We start from the raw sequence: 16,917 nt of genomic DNA on the forward strand, positions 1-16,917 counted from the left end.
GAGTATGAGGGTCGTTGCTAGCGTCATGCCGTTGCCAATGGTCTTTTCCCTAATTTTGTTCCGCAAAAAGCACAAGTGCGTCACCGCGCGGCAGGAGCTCCAGCGTGTCGACCTCCTCCAATGCTTCTTCGAGTTGTTGCCGCGTCGGCGGCTTGACCATATAGGCGAGCGCGCCGAGGTTTTTTGCCCGTTGCATGTCGCTTTCGTCGCTAGACGTGCTGAGCACACAGACCGGAATCCGGTTCAGCCGCTGATCGGCTGAGAGCGCATTCAGCACTTCGAAACCATCCATGATCGGCATGTTGATATCGAGCAGCATCAGGTCGATCTGCGGCTCGTCCGGAACGCCGGCGCGCTGTTCCAGAAGCCGCATCGCCTCGCGGCCGTTGGTCGCCACATGCAGGTTGAAATTCACCTTCTCGCGCCGCATCAACTTGATCTTCAGAAGCTGGATGTCGGCCGGACTGTCTTCCACCAGCAGCACTTCGGCGAGCCTGCCGCGGCTCTCGTTCAGGTGGTCGGATGCCTTTGCCGTCTGCGGCTGTCCGCGAATGACCGGTTGATCGCCTGATATCGTCGCGAGCGGTACTTCGAGCAGGAAGGTCGCACCCCTTCCGGTCTTCGCCTCGCACCAGATCGAGCCGCCATGCAGCTGCGCGATGCGACGGCATATGGCAAGTCCAAGCCCTGTGCCTTCGATGCCGCGGCCGACGAGACGCTTGAAGGGTTGGAAGATAAGCTCACGATGATCAGGGTCGATGCCCGGCCCGTTGTCACCGACCGTCAGGCGGCATATCCCCCTGTCTACTATGGCCGAAACGCGCACTTCCGGAACGGTATCCTCACAATAGCGGATCGCATTGGAGACGAGGTTCTGTAAAAGCTGGATCAGCAGCGTCGCGTCACCCATCACCTCCGGCAGCCGCCCGCGGATGATGATCGCCTGCCGGCTTTCGATCTGCTGGTGCAGATTGTGCTCCACCTGATCGAGCACGGCCGACAGCGAAACCGGCTTGAGCTCGAGCTCGCTCGAAACCTCCAGCCTCGTGAAGCCCGATACCTTGACGATCAGGTCTTCCATATGATCGGCGGCGCTCAGGATATAATCGAGCAGCTCGCGGTCTTCGCTCGGCAGTTCGGCTGAGCCGTGCAGGATGCGGCTGAAGGATTTGATCGTTCGCAGCGGCTCCTTGAGATCATGTGCCATCGCGCGGGTGAAGATCTCCAGCGATTGCCGTTTCTGCTCCAGTTTTGCCTCCAGCGCGCCATGCATGAGGGCGTTCTGGATGCAGCGATGCAGCGTCTCGGGTGACAACGAATCCTTGGTGAGGTAGTCACGCGCGCCGCCCTTCATAACCTCGACTGCGACAGTCTCGTTGCCCTGGCCGGTCAGCATTACGACATTGGTGGCGGCATCTTGGGCGAGGATCTCGGAGAGCACGCCAAGGCCGTCGCGGCCGGGAAGCGAATAGTCGAGCAAGATACAGTGAGGCCGCCTCTGGCTGATGAGGGTAAGACCCTCATCACCACTCTCGGCCTCGATGACGGTATAGTTCGTGCCGGAAACGCGCCCCAGCATGCGGTGATAGGCTTCCCGGTCGTCTATGCTGTCATCGATGATCAGAACGCTGCAGTCTTCCGCCAAACGTCAGTCCTCTAAAGGCAGGATCGCGATTTCGAACCAGTATTCCTTGAGCCGCTGGATGGCGGCAAACAGCCCGTCGAGATCGACTGGCTTCTGTACGTATGTATTGGCGCCAAGCGCATAGCAGCCTTCGATGTCGCGCTCGTCGTCCGATGTCGTGAGGATCACGACCGGGATTTTGCGCCAATGCGCGTTGGACTTGATCGCCTCCAGCGTCTTGCGCCCGTCGAGGCCCGGCATGTTGAGGTCGAGCAGGATGAGGCCGGGTTTCGGCGCCATGGTTGCGAGTATATCGAGTGCTTCCTGGCCGGAAGCGGCCCGGCGGATGGGGTTGCGCAGATTGGTGCGCTTGAAGGCGCGCATCGTCGCTTCGAAATCGTCCTCGCTGTCCTCGACGATGAGGATCGGTTGCGTGTCACGCTGCTGCATTCTGACCCTCGCGCTTCCTTCCCAGAGTGAAATAAAATGTCGTGCCGATGCCGACTTCGGATTCCAACCATATCTCGCCATTGTGACGCCCGATGATCTTGCGCACGAAAGTGAGCCCAGCACCGGTGCCGTCGTCGGAATCCTGCGATTTTTCAAGCCGTTTGAAAATGCGGAAAATATCATCGTAGAACTGTTGGGGTATGCCTTTGCCATTGTCTTTCACATAGAAGACGTCGCGTGCCGTCGTTCCATCCTTGCCGGCATAATGTTCCAGATAGCCGATGCTGACGAGCGGCAGGGGCTTGTCGTTATATTTGACGGCATTTGTGATGAGGTTGCGAAACACCTCGGTCACACGAGGGGCATCGCAGATGACCTCTGGCAGCACGCCGTCGATGACGACTTTCGCATGCCGCTCCTCCAGAAGAAGCTCCATGGTGGACACGACGTCGCGGACGATCGAACCGATATCGGTTCGCTTGACGGCGAGTTGCTGGCGGCCGAGGCGCGAAAAATAGAGGAGATCGTTGACGAGCTTTTCCATGCGCTGGCTGAGGCGGACCAGTCGGTTGAGCCGGCGCACGCCGTCTTCGTCAAGCTTGTCTTCATAATCTTCCAGCAGGAAACGGGAATGATTGTGCAGGCCGCGCAGCGGCTCCTTGAGATCGTGCGAGGCAATATAAGCAAATTCGTCGAGATCGTGATTGGAGCGTTCGAGATCGGCCGTGTACTCCTCGAGCTGCGCAAGCGTCGTCTTCATCCGCTCTTCCTGTCGCACGCGTTCGCTGATGTCGCGCACGACGCCGACGAAAGTCTTGCTGGAGCCGGTGACGATGGCGCTGACCGAGAGGTCGATAGGGAAGACCACGCCGTTCTTGCGCCGGCCGGAAACCATGCGCGTCGTGCCGATAATGCGTTCCTCGCCCGTGCGCCGATAATTGCCGAGATAGGCGTCATGTTCGGAATGATAGGGTTCCGGCATCAGCATCTTGATGTTGTTGCCGATTGCCTCCAGCGGTGTGTAGCCGAACATGATCTCGGCGGCGGGATTGAAGCTCGTGATCCGCCCCGCCTCGTCGATGGCGATCACTGCATCAGGCGTATTGCGGACAAGCGCGCTGAAACGGATGCGCTCGGTCTCAAGATGCTGGCTGTTGCGCATGAAATAGAAAACGAAGATGGCAACAAGCCAGAGCGTCGCTGACGTGATCGAGCGGTTGGTGGCCTCCCGCCAATATTCGTCCTGTAAATGGTTGACGGCAAAGAAGCCGAGCAAGATCAGGACAGTGCAGACGAAAGCGAAAAAGATCGGCGCGTTGCGATTGCCGAACCAGAGTGCCGTCAGTACGAGCGGGACATAGAGAATGCCGTTTGCGACGCCGAGGGGCGTATAGAGATCAACGATGAGGCCGGTAAAACAGATCGTTGCCGGTATCCAGAGTGGGATCTGCGCCCTGTTGGTCGGCAACATCCACCAGGATCTGGCCAAAAGCCCGCAGCCGAAAGCTACCAGGCCGATAGCCGTATGCAGCGCCATCGCGGCATAGGGACCCCAGCGATACCCCTGTTCGGCATCGGTAATGTATCCGGCGAGCGCGATCATGCCGAGCGTGATCACGATATAGCTGGTGAGTTCCTGTACGAGCTGACCGCGCGACTCCCTCCCATAGAGGGCAAAAAGAACGGAAAGATTTGATATCAGGAAGATCAGCGCCGTGTTCGGCCCCATGCCGCCGCCGATCTGTTCGGCAAAGCTTGGAGAAATGAGAAACCGCGTCAGGAACACATCGACATTGTGAATCGTGCGACCGAGCGTGATGATCTCCATCAGGCGCACCGCGGAAAGAAGGGCCGCAAGGCTGCAGGCAATGACGGGCACGAAGCGATAGCGCTTGCCTTTCCCCATCGACGTGGCAAGCCCGATACCCGACAGCACGAAACAGAGGGCGGTATTGAACGCCATGGACGGAAAGCCCGGTACGACCGAGATGATGATCTCGATCTCCAGCAGCCACCCGGTCAGCGCGGTCAGGCCGAGCAGGAGCAGCAGGCAGCTGATGACTAGCGCAACCAGGCGGTAGCGTCCGCTTTCCGTCCCATCTGACCCTGATCTAGCGGTATCCCGCACGTGCATCACCTCCCTGTGATGTCCTTGTAGGCGAACCATCTTTTCCGAAATCGCTGAATACTCAATAGGCAGATTGTTGCGCGAAACGCGCTTTTCGACAGCAAATCCCTGAAGGTCGGTATCGAATTTTAGTGAAGTGGCGTTAATGTCCCAGCGAAGGACAGTGCAGGACGAGCGAAACAAAATCCGGATTGTGGTGTCAGATGCCGACCTTGTTTTACGTCGACGATAGCAGGGATGACCTCTTCTATCTCGACTATATCCGAAAGAAACAGCAGGTGGATGTCGATCTATTCTGCTTTTCCACCGCGCAGGCTGCATTCGAGGCGCTCGAGGGGCGTCTGGCAGCAGGTGAGGGCGCGCCGGATATACTGGTCGCCGATCTCTACATGCCACTCGACAGCGGCAGCGGGCTGATCGCCCGTCTGCGGCGGGACGACCGCTTTTCAGCCATGCAGCTCGGCATCTGCAGCGGCTCGGATGCGGTGGAGGACCGTGAACGGGCGCTTGCTGCCGGTGCCGATTTCTATCTTGTGAAACCACTGGATTTTGTCGGAATGATCATCAATCTATGATTGCGGCAAATGCGACGTGAATGCACGCATGGCGCGTTATGTGCATGCAAGAAAGCGCAATTGACAAGCTTGACAGTGCATTTCAAGATGCAACCGAACAGAAGAAAACCAAAAAAAGCGCTGAGAGAGCCGGCCGATCCGTGTTCGCCGCCACGAACGTCAGCCAACCCCTTAGCTGAATGGGCCGACCGGCTCTCCGCGCTTACTTCTGGCACTGTCTTCCGCATCCATGGATGTTGAATACGGAAAGATTAGGACACCTAGGTAAGAGCTACTATTCGCGTAAACTGTCCTGTGCATCACCTGTAGTTGAGATGTTTCCGCCCGACATATCGGAAAGCCCCTGTTTCGTCGTCGGTCATCAACTGTCTCGCAATTTTTGTAACCGTTCGCGTTAAGGACGTATATCCCAAGATTTCGGGACCGGTGGACTGAGAATTGGGGAAAGAGGAAGATTGGGAATGACCAGTGCTGCCGCAGTTCCTTTTCATGCCGGTCCGGAACTTAGCCGGGCCATCAATCGCACGGATTTTTTTCGCCTGCTGAAGGCGGCCGCACAGCATTACAATTTCGATAATTTTACCCTGGCGCGCATCTCGGAAGCCGCAGCTCCCTTCGGAGAACGCGAGGTTGTCATCACCAATGTCGCCGAACGGCGCATGAGCCTCTTTGTCAAGACCCTCAAGGAAGCGCTCGGAACTGCCAAGGCACGGACGGCTCAGTTTTTGACGACCCCAGTTCATGGGAAAAGTGCTGTAATAGAAGGCTATCCGTCGGACCTCGTCTTCAATGAATTCAGCGGCAGCACATTCCTTTTCATCCCGCTGTTCACGCCGGAGGGGCGTCGCTACTGTCTGGTGCTCAGTGGCCAGCGCCAGGAGCCGGACCAGGGCGAGGTGGCGGATGTTCTGCTCGACGCCATGCGCATCTTCGATAAGCTGTATGAGGAAATCCTGACGCAGGAGATGTCCGGTCGGCTCACGCAGCGCGAAACCGAAATCGTCAAATGGACGAGCGAGGGCAAGACCTCCGCGGAGATCGCCATCATCCTCGGCCTCTCGGAACATACGGTCAATTCGCATATCACGGCTGCAGTCCGGAAACTTGATGCCGTCAACCGTGTTCATATGGTGGCGATTGCGCTGCGAAACGGTCTGGTTTCGTGAACTGGTTTCATTTCGGGGAAAGCTGAAACGATGAGTGCGGAAGCAACGCGCAGGAATGCGGTAAAGGTATTATTCGTCGATGACGAGTTTATCGAATTCCGTTCGCTCAAAAAAAAGATCGCCGATCTCTCCGAACCGCGTGTCGACGTCGAATATTCTCAATCGATCGGCGATGCGCTGGACAAAGTGAGGGCCGCTCGCTTCGATCTCATCCTTCTCGACAACCGCTTGTTGCCGAATGCGGATTTTCGTGAGACCGTACCTGAGCTCAGGGGCATCGGCTATACCGGCCCGATCGGTGTGGTCTCGACCGATATATCAGGTAACTATTTCCAGGAATTCCCCGATTACGGCGTCGACTTCCGCATCGGCAAGGATGAGATCGACGTCCAGGCGCTACAGCATATCATCCGAGAATACGTGACCTATGATGTCCCGGATTTCTGGAAGGATGATTACAGCATCTGACTCGGGCGCTCTAAGCCGGCAGGCGGATCGCAAAGCGACTGCCGCTCTCATCGGAATGGTCGAGCTTGATATCGCCGCCGAACGCACCGAGCAGATCCCGCGTGGTCGTAAGGCCAAGCCCTGGTCCTGGCACGCTGCCGGCTTTCGGCAGCTTCCAGAAGGCATCGAAGATCTTCTCCTGATAGGCAGGTTCGATGCCGCAGCCGTTGTCGGCAATGAGGATGCGCCAGTCCGCACCTTCCCGTGCGGCCGTCACGGTGACATGCGGCGGTGCGGCACCATGATATGTCAGCGCATTGGAGAAAAGATGCCTGAGAACAATGGTCAGAAGTGCGGCATCACTGCGGATGAGAGGCAGATTGTCCGCATCAAGTGTTGCGCCGCTCACCGGAAATTCCTCCAGTGACTGCTTCCAGGCCTCTTGCGCAATGTCGGTGAGGCGCACGTCGCTGATGGTGATCTGCGGCGTCGTTCCCGCAAGGCTCATCAATGCCTTGGTCAGCCGCTGCGCCGTCAGGGCCTTGTCCATGATCATCCTGAGGCTCTGCAGTTGTTCACTGTCGAGCGTCGGCTCCAGATCGTCGAGCAGCATTTCCGCATACATGGCGATATGGCGGAGCGGCGATTGCAGGTCGTGCGAGGCGGTTGCGAGGAAGCGTTTGATACGCTCCTCCTGATCCCCAGTGGAACTGGTTTCCGGCTTTTTGACCGTCGGGTTGGAAGACATGTGGCTGTGCTCCCGATCTCTTTGAATTTAACATAGAAAGAGGGCGCCGGCTGTGCAACCGGCGCCCTCTCCAAGTCCACCTTAAATATAGACGGTTTAGCCTGCCGTTTTACGTGGCTGGCCTGCATCCGGCGGGATGATTTCCACGGTTGCATCGTTCGAAGCTGCCACTGCCTTGGCATGGCGGCGGCGCCAGTCGCCAAGGAAGAGCAGGATCGGGGCCGCAATGAAGATCGAGGATGCAGCCGCAACGAGGATGCCGAATGCCATCGGAATAGCGAAGCTCTCGACCGCGCTGCCACCCCAGATCGCCATCGGCAACAGCGAGAGGAAAGCCGTCGCATTGGTGTAGAGGCTTCGAGCCAGCGTCTCGTTGATCGACTTGTCGATGATTTCGCGCAGCGGCATCGACTTGTAGAGGCGCATGTTTTCACGCATGCGGTCGTAGACGACGACCTTGTCGTTCACCGAATAACCGACCAGCGTCAGGATCGCCGCGATGGCCGTCAGGTTGAAGTCCAGCCCCGTCAGCGCGAAGAAGCCGATCGCCTTGGTCACATCGAGTATGAGGGTGACGATGGCGCCGACCGCGAACGGCCATTCGAAGCGGTACCAGATGTAGAACAGCATCGCGAGGCTGGCGATGACGACCGACAGGATACCGGCCCAGGCAAGCTCGCCGCTGACCTTCGGACCGATGACATCGGTGCCGGTGACGGTCGCCGACGGGTCGATCTTGACGATCTCGGCCTTGAGCTTGGTGACGGCCGCGGTCTGCGCCTCTTCACCACCCTCCTGGCGCTGCGCGCGTACCAGCATGGTGTTGTTGTCGCCGAAGGACTGAAGTGCCACTTCGCCGAGACCGAGGCCGTTCAGGTCCTCGCGGAAGCGGCCGAGATCGGCGGCGTCCTGCGTCTTCACCGACATCTGGATACCGCCACGGAAGTCGACGCCGTAGTTGAGGCCCGGATAGATGAAGAGGGCGATCGAAGCGATCGACAGCAGCGCGGAGACGGTTACGCCGAAGAAGCGCGCCTTCATGAATTGGATATGCTTGTCGTAGGGGCTGAAGGGGATCAGCGGCTTGATGTTCAGGACCTTCATCTTTCGGCGACGGGTGATCTCGATCATCGTGACGCGCACGAAAGCGACCGAGGTGAACATCGAGATGATCAGGCCGAGCGCCATGGTCACGGCAAAACCGCGAACCGGGCCGGATCCGAACCAGAACAGGATGGCGGCGGCGATGAGCGCCGTCATGTTACCGTCGATGATGGTCGAGTAGGCGCGGCGGAAGCCGGTATCGATCGCCGCAAAGGCGCTCTTGCCTTTGCGGGTTTCTTCACGGATGCGCTCGTTGATCAGGACGTTCGCATCGACCGCAAGGCCGATGCCGAGTACGACGCCGGCGATGCCGGGCAGCGTCAGCGTTGCGCCGACGAGCGTCAGTGCCGAGAAGGTCAAGATCGTGTGGATAAGAAGTGCGATATTCGCCAGGATACCCCAGGTTCCGTAGAGCACGAAGATGAAGGCGGCGACGAGCACGAAGCCGACGACGCCGGCATAGAGGCCCATGCGAATCGCATCCGCGCCGAGGTCGGCGCCGACGGTGCGTTCTTCGATCACGGTCAGCTTGGCAGGCAGGGCGCCGGCACGCAGCATGGCCGCCAGCGTGTTGGCGCTGTCGGTGGTGAAGTTGCCGGAGATCTGGCCCGAACCACCGGTGATCGGCTCGCGGATGACGGGCGCGCTCAGCACCTTGTCATCAAGCACGATGGCGAAGGGATTGCCGACGTTCTGGCGGGTGATATCGGCAAAGCGGGTCGCACCGGCGCTGTCGAAGCGGAAGGTGACGACCGGCTGCTGGCTCTGGTCGAAGCTGACGCGGGCATCCGAGAGACGGTCGCCGGAAATTTCGACGCGGTCGAGGACAGGATAGGAGTTACCTTCGGCGTCCTTCATGATCGTCACGCCCGGGCCGGCCTGTCCGTTCGGGGCGAGCATGTGGAAGGACATCTTGGCGGTGGAGCCCAGAAGTTCGCGAAGGCGGGACGGATCCTGCGCTCCCGGAAGCTGCACGAGAATGCGGTTGGCGCCGATGCGTTGGATCGTCGGCTCGGCAACGCCGACCTGGTCGACGCGCTGACGGATGACTTCAAGACTCTGCGCGACCGCATTGTCGACATTGGTTGCAATGCCGGCCGGCGAGAAGCCGATGGTGATATTCCCGCCGTCGGCCGTGACCGCGAGGTCGGACTGGCCGGCACTGATGCCGCTGGCGATCACATTGCCGAGCGTGCGAAGCTGGGTGACGGCCGCATCGCTCTGCGACGGATCGGCAAGCGAAACAACGATATTGTTATTGTTGCGGACAACCGACTTCGGCTGGATGTTCTTTTCGCGCAGCACGCGTCGTGTGTCCTGCAGGAGCGAATTCAGGCGCTCCTTGGTGAGGTCGGCTTCGTCCACCTCAAGCACGAGATGCGAGCCGCCGCGAAGGTCGAGGCCGAGGGAGACCTGGCTGTGCGGCAGCCAGGAGGGGATGCGCTGCAGCACGCTCTGCGGCAGCGCGTTCGGCAGGGCGATCAACAGGCCGAGCACGATGATCACCGTATAGGTGAACACCAGCCATGGTGAATTGCGCATGTTTTAAGTCCTTGGATAATGCTTGGCCGGCGCAACCGCGCTGCGGCATGTCTACATGTCTATTGGATCAGAAGCACCCGAAGGCGACGTGATTCAGGTAACCTGCGGCGGTGCGCGGGGCTGATGGGCCTGGGCAGCGACAGGGCGCAGCGGGGCCCCGAATTCAGGGGCCGGAGCGGCGTGGCGCCAGTTGGCGAATTGCAGTGCGGGTGCGGCATTCCACAATGCCGGGCCGGCATCGTGGAGCTGCTGCTTCGGCGCCACCTTGCGGTCGCTGATCAGCAGGCCGCGAATGGCATCGCGCGCAGTCACCTGCGTCTGCTGCGAATCCCGGCTGGAGGAAGACAGGCTGTTCGGCGCCGATGAAGGGCCGATGACGATATTGCCACCGAAGAGCAGGCCGAGATAGGCGACGATTGCAACGACGACGGAAGCGGCAATACGGCTTGCCAGACGGCGCTCTTCCAGCACCGTCTCCCCTGTCTCTGCGATTTCACTCCCAAATCGGCTCAAAGGCGCGGCAATCTCTCATTCTCTTCCAGGCGGAGGCTCCACCGACGGCACGATTGTACCAGCCGAAGGTCCGTCTTCATAGGGTCCACTGTCATGATGCACTTGAGCGAGCCGGTCAACCATGCCAAGCGCAATTTCCCGCTCGCCCATGATCACCGTATCGGCACCATATTCCTGCAGCTCATCAACCTCGGCATCGGAGTGGGCGCGTGCAACGATCAGGATCTGTGGGTTGATGGCGCGACCTTGCTCGGCAATACGGCAGGCTTCGAAGGCGTTTGGAATGGCGATGACAAGACTGCGGGCGCCAGCAACGTTGGCGAGATCAAGCGTTTCGCGCGCCACGGCATTGCCTGAGAGCACTTCGATGCCCTGGGCATGCAGTTCCGCAATGCGTTTGTCGGAATCCTCGATGACGAGGAAGGGGGTACCTGACGCTTTGAGGTTCTGGCCGACGATGCTGCCGACACGGCCATAGCCGACGAGGATCGCATGGCCGCTGAGTTCCGTCGGGTGAACCTCGTCCGCGTCAGCAAGTTCCTCCGTATGCGCTGGGACTGTATCCGTTGCCGGAACTGCCGTTTCCGCTGGTTCTTCTCGCTTCGCGCTCTCGAGCAGCGGTCGCAGACGGTCGCAGGCGAAGAAGAGCAGCGGATTGAGGATGATCGAAATGATCGCTCCGGCAAGGATCAGGTCGCGGCCTTCCTCGGGCAGCAGGCCGAGATCGACGCCAAGTGCCGCGAGAATGAAGGAGAATTCGCCAATCTGCCCGAGGCTTGCGGAGATCGTCAGCGCCGTTCCGACAGGCTTCTTGAAAAGAAGCACGATCAGGAAGGCGGCAACAGACTTGCCGATGACGATGATGAAGACGGTGGCAAGCACCGGCAGCGGCCGCTCGATCAGGATGTTCGGATCGAACAACATGCCGACCGAGACGAAGAACAGCACCGCGAAGGCATCGCGAAGCGGCAGGCTTTCTTGCGCGGCGCGATGGCTGAGCTCGCTTTCGGCGAGAACCATGCCGGCAAAGAAGGCGCCAAGTGCCAGTGACACGCCGAAAAGCTTGGACGCGCCGAAGGCAACACCGAGCGCGATCGCCAGCACGCCGAGGCGGAAGAGTTCGCGCGAACCGGTGTGAGCGATGCGGTGCATGGTCCAAGGGATGAGCTTGCGGCCGAAGACCAGCATCAGGGCGACGAACATGGCCACTTTGACCAGTGTCATGGCGATAATGCCGCCGACGCCGAGATCGAGGCCGAAAAGCCGGTTGAGGCCCGCCGAGAGAGGCTCGACCGGGCCATGACCATCGCCGGTGATGCTGGCGGCTGCCGGGATGAGAACCAGCGCGAGCACCATGGCAAGATCTTCGACGATCAGCCATCCGACGGCGATACGCCCACGCTCTGTCTCGATGAGACGCCGCTCCTGCAGGGCTTTCAGGAGCACGACCGTCGAGGCGACTGAAAGCGCCAGGCCGAACACGAGGCTGCCGCCCGTCGGCCACCCCATGAAAGCGCCAAGACCCCAGCCGAGCAGTGTGGCAAAGCCGATCTGCACGACCGCACCTGGCACCGCGATACCGCGGACGGAAAGCAGGTCCTTGAGGGAGAAATGCAGGCCGACGCCGAACATAAGCAGGATGACGCCGATTTCCGCAAGCTCAGGCGCAAGGCTCTGATCTGCAACGAAACCCGGCGTATGCGGACCGACGAGAACGCCTGCGACGAGATATCCGACGAGAGGAGGCAGGCGCAGGCGATTGGCGATCGCGCCCAGGATAAATGCCAGCACAAGGCCGCCTACGATCGTCGAAATCAAAGGCGTATCGTGGGGCATCGCTCTCTCCCGATCTGGAAATCCTGTTCAAAACATGACATATATGAATTATATTGACCAATATGGGTGGTTTGAAATTATGGGTCAAGGCGCAAAAGAAACAATTCTGACGCCCGCTTTGTGCCGCGCGGCTCGTGGTCTGCTTGATTGGACGCAGGCGGACCTCGCCGAGAAGGCTGCCGTCTCCCGTAGCACGATACGCGACTATGAAGGCCGTCACCACGAAATCCATCGTGCTACGGAAGCGCAGCTGCGCCTTGCCTTCGAGGAGGGCGGCGTAAAATTTATCGAAATAGAAGGCGGCGGAACCGGCCTCTGCCTGCCCGGTCCCGTGAACTAAGCTGCCTTAGGGCTGCATCAGGCAGGCCGCACCGACCTTATAGAGATAGATCGTATCGCCCCTGTAGTTGCCTTTTTCCGGCTGCCAGGTTTTCAGCATTTCCGGCGTTTCGTTCGCGCAACTCAGCGGCTTGGAGGACAGGAACAGTACCTGCCCCGCGGTATCGGCCGGGAGCGCAAATTCCTGTTCGTAATAGCTGTCCGGCAGGCCAGCCGGCGGGCGGGCATAGATCCTGTAGGGTGCGGCTCTCAGCGTGTGGAAGAGATCGGCGACCATGTCCCTGTTGTCGGTGACGATGATGCCGGCACCAGCCTGTGCGGCAAGATCGGCAGCCTCGCGGCTTACTTCGGCCCGGCCGAGATAGCGTTCCATGACTTCCTTGCCGTTGGGCAGCACCAGTTGATGCGAGAAGATCGTCGCGAAAGGGAAGAGCAGGCAGGCGACGCCATTGATGGTGAGCGAGGTTCTGAGACCTTTTGGCCACAGGCGGTGAAGCAGCCAGACCGCCAGCACGATGCCGGCCACATAGGCCGTGACGGCCCAATTGGCATAGGCCTTGGCGACGGTCGCCTGCAGGGTAATGAGCAGCACGACCGGGATCGAGAGCCAGACGAGCATCTTCTCGCGCGGCTCGCTGCGGCCGCGGATCATGTTCCAGACGGCCCAGAGCATGGCGAAGAAGACGATCGGGCCGACCACGCCGAACTGCGCGGAGAAGAATTCCAGCCCGCCGCGGATATTGCTGCCGAGATCATTCCAGTGGGCGATATCCTGCGTGTGGCGCACCGTCGTATTGTTGTTCTGGAGGTTCCACCACAGATTCGGGAACGCGATGACCGCGGAGGTGCCGACCGCGATGATGAAATCGCGCACCGAAATCCGCGCCGCCGGAATGAGCAGCATTGCGATCGCTCCGCCGGGCACAAGGAAGAGCACGGCATATTTCGTAAGAAATGCCAGCCCAACACCGGCGCCCATGAGAAGTGCAAGCCCGACGGAGTGGCGCCGCGTCAACTCGAAATAGGCAGCGAGCGCAACGGCGATGAAGAAGAGCAAAATGACGTCGGTGGAGAAGAACACCGAAGAAAGCGCGACTGCCGGCAGCGTGATATAGGTCGCGCCGACCCAGCCTTCGATCTCGGGTCCGATGAAGCGCTTCGCCATCTTCATCAGCACCAGTGCGGTTGCCATGTGGAAGAGGGGACCGGGAAGCCGCAGCCAGTAGATGTCGCTGGAGCCGGCAAGCTCGGTAAAGATCCTGAGCACCCACGCGATCATCGGCGGCTTGGAATAATAGCCGAAATCGAGATTCTGCGACCAGAACCAGTATTGCGCCTCATCGACGAACAGGTCCGTCGTATCGAAATGCAGCGTCACGATGCGGAAGATCGTAAACGCCATGATGATGATGAGGCCGGTCCGAGCTGACATAAATTGCTGACTTCCGCTGACACAGGAGCGCGTGTCGATACACCAACGGTACCGGACTGCCAACGGGAAAGGTAAACGGAGGCTTGAGGCGCGGTGGCCTCTCAGAAGACGCGAAGCGTGCGGTTGTCGCGATGTGCAGAGATCACATCGAGGAGGGCAACGGCTGCGGCGATCGTGATGGCGATCAGGCAGGAACCCATTCCGAGAACTATCATTTCTCTTTCCTTATTGACGTCATGTCAGGCTCTATAAAACCGGTCTATAACATAGAGCTTGCGCGTGCCTTGTAGCAGCGATGCAACTCCCCGCCAGTATTTACTATGTGAAGTCTGCCTAATTGTTTCAAAAGCTATCGGCAGGAACGGGTTATTAACCTTCAAGCAAGGAATTAACCATAAACATTGGGTTACACGTCGGAATGGGAAGATGCACTCGTTCCCACCAGGCATGACGCCGTCCCGCCGTACCGGGTTGATCCGGTATCCATCTCTTCAGGCAGCTCCGAAACAGAATTGCTGATCAGGAGGCTTTAGCCCATCGGTCGTGACCGATGGCGAAGACCGTCCCTGCGTCTTGCATTCTTCGGAAGCGTCAAAAGTTTTTGGCCGGGTTTCGCCCGGAACGTGGTTGGGGACAGGCGTTGAGGCAGGATATGCCATCAGATCAGGCTCGGGGGACACAGGCAGGCAGCCTGCGCGACCGCCTGCGTTTTGCCGGCCTCGATCCAGACCAGTGCGAGATGGTCCGCCGCAACCGGCCGGCTCTCGAAGCCTATCTGAAAGCGGGCCTGCGCGATCTTTTCCATCGTTTCCAGTCCTTTCCGGATGCCGCCCGTAATTTCGAAAGCGAACGCCAGATCGAGCGGCTGCACGACCTGCAATCCTCGCACTGGGATGTGCTGACGGATGCGCGTTTCGACAGCCTCTATGCGGAGCGGGTCAAGGTTCTCTCCGACACCGAAAGCAAGATCGGCCTTGACCCCCGCTGGCACGTGGCCGGCCACGGGGTCATGCTGGAACACGTGATTACCGGTCTGGCCGACGAGCTCGCCGGCCGCCCGGTACTGCCGTCGGCCAAGCGCCGCGCCCGTGAGATCACCGACCTTATGACCTCCATCATCCGCATCGTCATGGTCGATGTGGAAATCGCCGTCTCGCTGCGCTTCAACGCACTTCGCTCCACCCACCAGCGCGCACTCGCCGATCAGCGTGCCGAAGGCGAGGCGGAAGTCGCCCGCATCTTCAGCGATGTCATCGAAGGGCTGTCGGCCCGCGACTTGACGCCGCGCGCACCGGTCGATGGCGCTCATACCGAAATCGCCGCCGCGCTGAACGCAGCGCTCGACAATCTTCAGACGGAATTTGCCGCGATCGCCGAGCGCAACGCCAAGGCAGAGGCTGCAACGCAGTCGCTCGCTGGCGCTTCCCGCAATTTCGCCGGTAATGCTGCCGGTCAGGCGGATCGCCTGCAGCTTTCCGCCGCCACCCTTGCCGGCATCGCCGAGCGGGTCCGCGAGGGTGCAGCCGGCAGTCGTGCTGCCGAACAGGCCGCGGCCGCCACGCGTGCGGCCGTCGAGGAAAGCGGCGAGGTCGTCGGCCGCGCCATCAGCGCCATGGCTGATATCGAACAGTCTGCGGAGAAGATCGGCCAGATCATCGGCGCGATCGACGAGATTGCCTTCCAGACGAACCTGCTTGCTTTGAACGCCGGCATCGAAGCCGCCCGCGCCGGCGAATCCGGCCGCGGCTTTGCCGTTGTGGCGCAGGAAGTGCGAGCGCTCGCCCAGCGCTCCGCCGAAGCCGCCCGTGAAATCAAGACGCTGGTGACCACCACCAAGACGCAGGTGGATGCCGGCGTACAGATGGTCGGCCGCACACAGGATTCGATTGCCAGCATCGTCCGCCAGGTAACCGACATCAACGCCGCAATCGCGGGCATTGCGGGCGAAACGGGTGAACATGCCGCCGGTCTCGAAGCCGTGACAGCAGACGTTAGGGGCCTCGGCAGCGAAGTGGCCAACAACGCCGGATTTGCGGAGCGTTCGGCCGAGGGCGCCGATCATCTCCACACAGTCATTCTGGAACTCGGCCAGACGATCCGCGAATTCCGCATCGCGCGGGAAAATACCTACGCAACCGGGCCTCATCAGGTGCGTGTTTCCGCCTCCCGGACGGTTGCAATCGCAGCTCGTCGGGAAGCGGTCGATTACGAAAATGACGATTTCAGCATGCCTCAGCCTCTCGCAAGTGCCGGAGGTGGGCGGAATGTTTACTAACCTATCGGATTATGACGTCGGCTCGCTTTCGCGGGTCGGGGACAAGGGAACAAGGAAAAGCTGATGGCAGCAAAGAAGAGTGCCAAGACGCTGGAGTTGCCAGCGGTTCTTGATCTCAATGAGGCTTCCGCATTGCGCGACAAGCTTCTCTCGATGCGAGGAAACCCTCTGGCGATCGATGCTTCAGCAGTCGAACGCGTCGGCGCTCTTTGCGCCCAGGTTCTGATGGCCGCCGAGAAGACCTGGGACCAGGACAAGCAGTCGATCACGTTTTCGAAAGTGTCCGACGCATTTCAAAAAACCATGCAGCTGGTTGGCGTCGATATCGACCACCTGCTTGCCAAGGAGATCCGGCAATGAAGAAAAAAGTACTGACGGTGGACGATTCCCGCACCATCCGAAACATGCTTCTCGTAACGCTGAACAATGCGGGTTTCGAGACGATCCAGGCTGAAGACGGTGTTGAAGGCCTCGAGGTTCTCGAGGAATCCAATCCCGACGTCATCGTCACCGACATCAACATGCCGCGCCTCGACGGTTTCGGCTTCATCGAAGGTGTGCGCCGCAACGAGAAGTACCGTGCGATTCCGATCCTGGTGCTGACGACCGAAAGCGACGCGGAAAAGAAGAACCGTGCCCGTCAGGCCGGTGCCACCGGCTGGATCGTCAAGCCCTTCGACCCCGCCAAGCTGATCGATGCCATCGAGCGTGTAACCGCTTAAGCCCAGGATTTGCTCC

General features: G+C 59.8%; 15 protein-coding genes. 7 read left to right on the forward strand and 8 right to left on the reverse strand.

The window, feature by feature from the left end; genetic code table 11:
- Positions 1-49 precede the first annotated feature (49 nt).
- The 3 genes from KQ933_RS01150 to KQ933_RS01160 are packed head-to-tail and all read right to left on the reverse strand — an operon-like array spanning position 50 to position 4,208.
- Positions 50-1,645 carry a response regulator gene (locus tag KQ933_RS01150; RefSeq protein WP_216757000.1) on the reverse strand — a complete coding sequence of 532 codons (1,596 nt, stop codon included), beginning with the start codon at positions 1,643-1,645 and terminating at the stop codon, positions 50-52.
- Positions 1,646-1,648: 3 nt separating this feature from the next.
- On the reverse strand, positions 1,649-2,074 hold the full coding sequence (locus KQ933_RS01155; RefSeq protein ID WP_216757001.1) for a response regulator: 426 nt from the start codon (positions 2,072-2,074) through the stop codon (positions 1,649-1,651).
- Positions 2,061-4,208 (reverse strand): PAS domain S-box protein, encoded by a 2,148-nt coding sequence (locus KQ933_RS01160; protein WP_216757002.1) that lies wholly within the window; start codon positions 4,206-4,208, stop codon positions 2,061-2,063. Before KQ933_RS01160 ends, KQ933_RS01155 begins: the two co-directional genes overlap by 14 nt.
- A gap of 197 nt (positions 4,209-4,405) precedes the next feature.
- On the opposite strand from KQ933_RS01160, the gene KQ933_RS01165 reads away from it, so the two are divergent.
- The 3 genes from KQ933_RS01165 to KQ933_RS01175 all read left to right on the forward strand — a co-directional run bounded on the left by KQ933_RS01165 (position 4,406) and on the right by KQ933_RS01175 (position 6,411).
- Entirely contained in the window at positions 4,406-4,777 is a 372-nt protein-coding gene (locus KQ933_RS01165) for a response regulator (RefSeq protein ID WP_216757003.1), read from the forward strand.
- A 461-nt stretch (positions 4,778-5,238) separates the two neighbouring features.
- Positions 5,239-5,943 (forward strand): response regulator transcription factor, encoded by a 705-nt coding sequence (locus tag KQ933_RS01170; protein WP_216757004.1) that lies wholly within the window; start codon positions 5,239-5,241, stop codon positions 5,941-5,943.
- Positions 5,944-5,973: 30 nt separating this feature from the next.
- Entirely contained in the window at positions 5,974-6,411 is a 438-nt protein-coding gene (locus tag KQ933_RS01175; protein WP_216757005.1) for a response regulator, read from the forward strand.
- Between the two features lie 10 nt (positions 6,412-6,421).
- Here KQ933_RS01175 and KQ933_RS01180 read toward each other — a convergent pair whose 3' ends face one another.
- The 4 genes from KQ933_RS01180 to ybaL form a co-directional block, all read right to left on the reverse strand.
- A complete protein-coding gene (locus tag KQ933_RS01180) occupies positions 6,422-7,138 on the reverse strand; it encodes an ATP-binding protein (protein ID WP_216757006.1) in 717 nt (238 codons plus the stop codon).
- A 96-nt stretch (positions 7,139-7,234) separates the two neighbouring features.
- Entirely contained in the window at positions 7,235-9,784 is a 2,550-nt protein-coding gene (secD, locus tag KQ933_RS01185; protein WP_216757007.1) for a protein translocase subunit SecD, read from the reverse strand.
- A 93-nt stretch (positions 9,785-9,877) separates the two neighbouring features.
- A complete protein-coding gene (locus KQ933_RS01190; RefSeq protein ID WP_216757008.1) occupies positions 9,878-10,297 on the reverse strand; it encodes a hypothetical protein in 420 nt (139 codons plus the stop codon).
- A 15-nt stretch (positions 10,298-10,312) separates the two neighbouring features.
- Positions 10,313-12,133: a YbaL family putative K(+) efflux transporter gene (gene ybaL, locus KQ933_RS01195; RefSeq protein ID WP_216757009.1), complete on the reverse strand. Its 1,821-nt coding sequence runs from the start codon at positions 12,131-12,133 to the stop codon at positions 10,313-10,315.
- A gap of 34 nt (positions 12,134-12,167) precedes the next feature.
- Here ybaL and KQ933_RS01200 point away from each other — a divergent pair, with 34 nt between their 5' ends.
- Positions 12,168-12,473 carry a DNA-binding transcriptional regulator gene (locus tag KQ933_RS01200; RefSeq protein ID WP_216757010.1) on the forward strand — a complete coding sequence of 102 codons (306 nt, stop codon included), beginning with the start codon at positions 12,168-12,170 and terminating at the stop codon, positions 12,471-12,473.
- A gap of 6 nt (positions 12,474-12,479) precedes the next feature.
- On the opposite strand, the gene KQ933_RS01205 is transcribed toward KQ933_RS01200, so the two are convergent.
- Positions 12,480-13,904 (reverse strand): glycosyltransferase family 39 protein, encoded by a 1,425-nt coding sequence (locus tag KQ933_RS01205; RefSeq protein ID WP_216757011.1) that lies wholly within the window; start codon positions 13,902-13,904, stop codon positions 12,480-12,482.
- Between the two features lie 652 nt (positions 13,905-14,556).
- Here KQ933_RS01205 and KQ933_RS01210 point away from each other — a divergent pair.
- From KQ933_RS01210 to cheY1, 3 genes are all read left to right on the forward strand, one after another.
- Complete coding sequence (locus KQ933_RS01210; RefSeq protein ID WP_216757012.1) at positions 14,557-16,179, forward strand: globin-coupled sensor protein; 1,623 nt, start codon at positions 14,557-14,559, stop codon at positions 16,177-16,179.
- Between the two features lie 63 nt (positions 16,180-16,242).
- Positions 16,243-16,539 carry an STAS domain-containing protein gene (locus tag KQ933_RS01215; protein WP_216757013.1) on the forward strand — a complete coding sequence of 99 codons (297 nt, stop codon included), beginning with the start codon at positions 16,243-16,245 and terminating at the stop codon, positions 16,537-16,539.
- Complete coding sequence (gene cheY1 / locus KQ933_RS01220) at positions 16,536-16,901, forward strand: chemotaxis response regulator CheY1 (RefSeq protein ID WP_003570362.1); 366 nt, start codon at positions 16,536-16,538, stop codon at positions 16,899-16,901. The genes KQ933_RS01215 and cheY1 overlap by 4 nt, the downstream gene beginning before the upstream one ends.
- The last annotated feature ends 16 nt before the right edge of the window (positions 16,902-16,917 follow it).

This window comes from Rhizobium sp. WYJ-E13, from assembly GCF_018987265.1.
GTDB lineage: Bacteria > Pseudomonadota > Alphaproteobacteria > Rhizobiales > Rhizobiaceae > Rhizobium.

Bases quoted from the DNA above. Each gene is read 5' to 3' on its own strand.
- KQ933_RS01165 (WP_216757003.1), top strand. From the start codon at position 4,406: ATGCCGACCTTGTTTTACGTCGACGATAGCAGGGATGACCTCTTCTAT.
- KQ933_RS01200 (WP_216757010.1), top strand. From the start codon at position 12,168: ATGACATATATGAATTATATTGACCAATATGGGTGGTTTGAAATTATG.
- KQ933_RS01170 (WP_216757004.1), top strand. From the start codon at position 5,239: ATGACCAGTGCTGCCGCAGTTCCTTTTCATGCCGGTCCGGAACTTAGC.
- secD (WP_216757007.1), bottom strand. From the start codon at position 9,784: ATGCGCAATTCACCATGGCTGGTGTTCACCTATACGGTGATCATCGTG.
- ybaL (WP_216757009.1), bottom strand. From the start codon at position 12,133: ATGCCCCACGATACGCCTTTGATTTCGACGATCGTAGGCGGCCTTGTG.
- KQ933_RS01155 (WP_216757001.1), bottom strand. From the start codon at position 2,074: ATGCAGCAGCGTGACACGCAACCGATCCTCATCGTCGAGGACAGCGAG.
- KQ933_RS01180 (WP_216757006.1), bottom strand. From the start codon at position 7,138: ATGTCTTCCAACCCGACGGTCAAAAAGCCGGAAACCAGTTCCACTGGG.
- KQ933_RS01160 (WP_216757002.1), bottom strand. From the start codon at position 4,208: ATGCACGTGCGGGATACCGCTAGATCAGGGTCAGATGGGACGGAAAGC.
- cheY1 (WP_003570362.1), top strand. From the start codon at position 16,536: ATGAAGAAAAAAGTACTGACGGTGGACGATTCCCGCACCATCCGAAAC.
- KQ933_RS01205 (WP_216757011.1), bottom strand. From the start codon at position 13,904: ATGTCAGCTCGGACCGGCCTCATCATCATCATGGCGTTTACGATCTTC.
- KQ933_RS01175 (WP_216757005.1), top strand. From the start codon at position 5,974: ATGAGTGCGGAAGCAACGCGCAGGAATGCGGTAAAGGTATTATTCGTC.
- KQ933_RS01210 (WP_216757012.1), top strand. From the start codon at position 14,557: ATGCCATCAGATCAGGCTCGGGGGACACAGGCAGGCAGCCTGCGCGAC.
- KQ933_RS01215 (WP_216757013.1), top strand. From the start codon at position 16,243: ATGGCAGCAAAGAAGAGTGCCAAGACGCTGGAGTTGCCAGCGGTTCTT.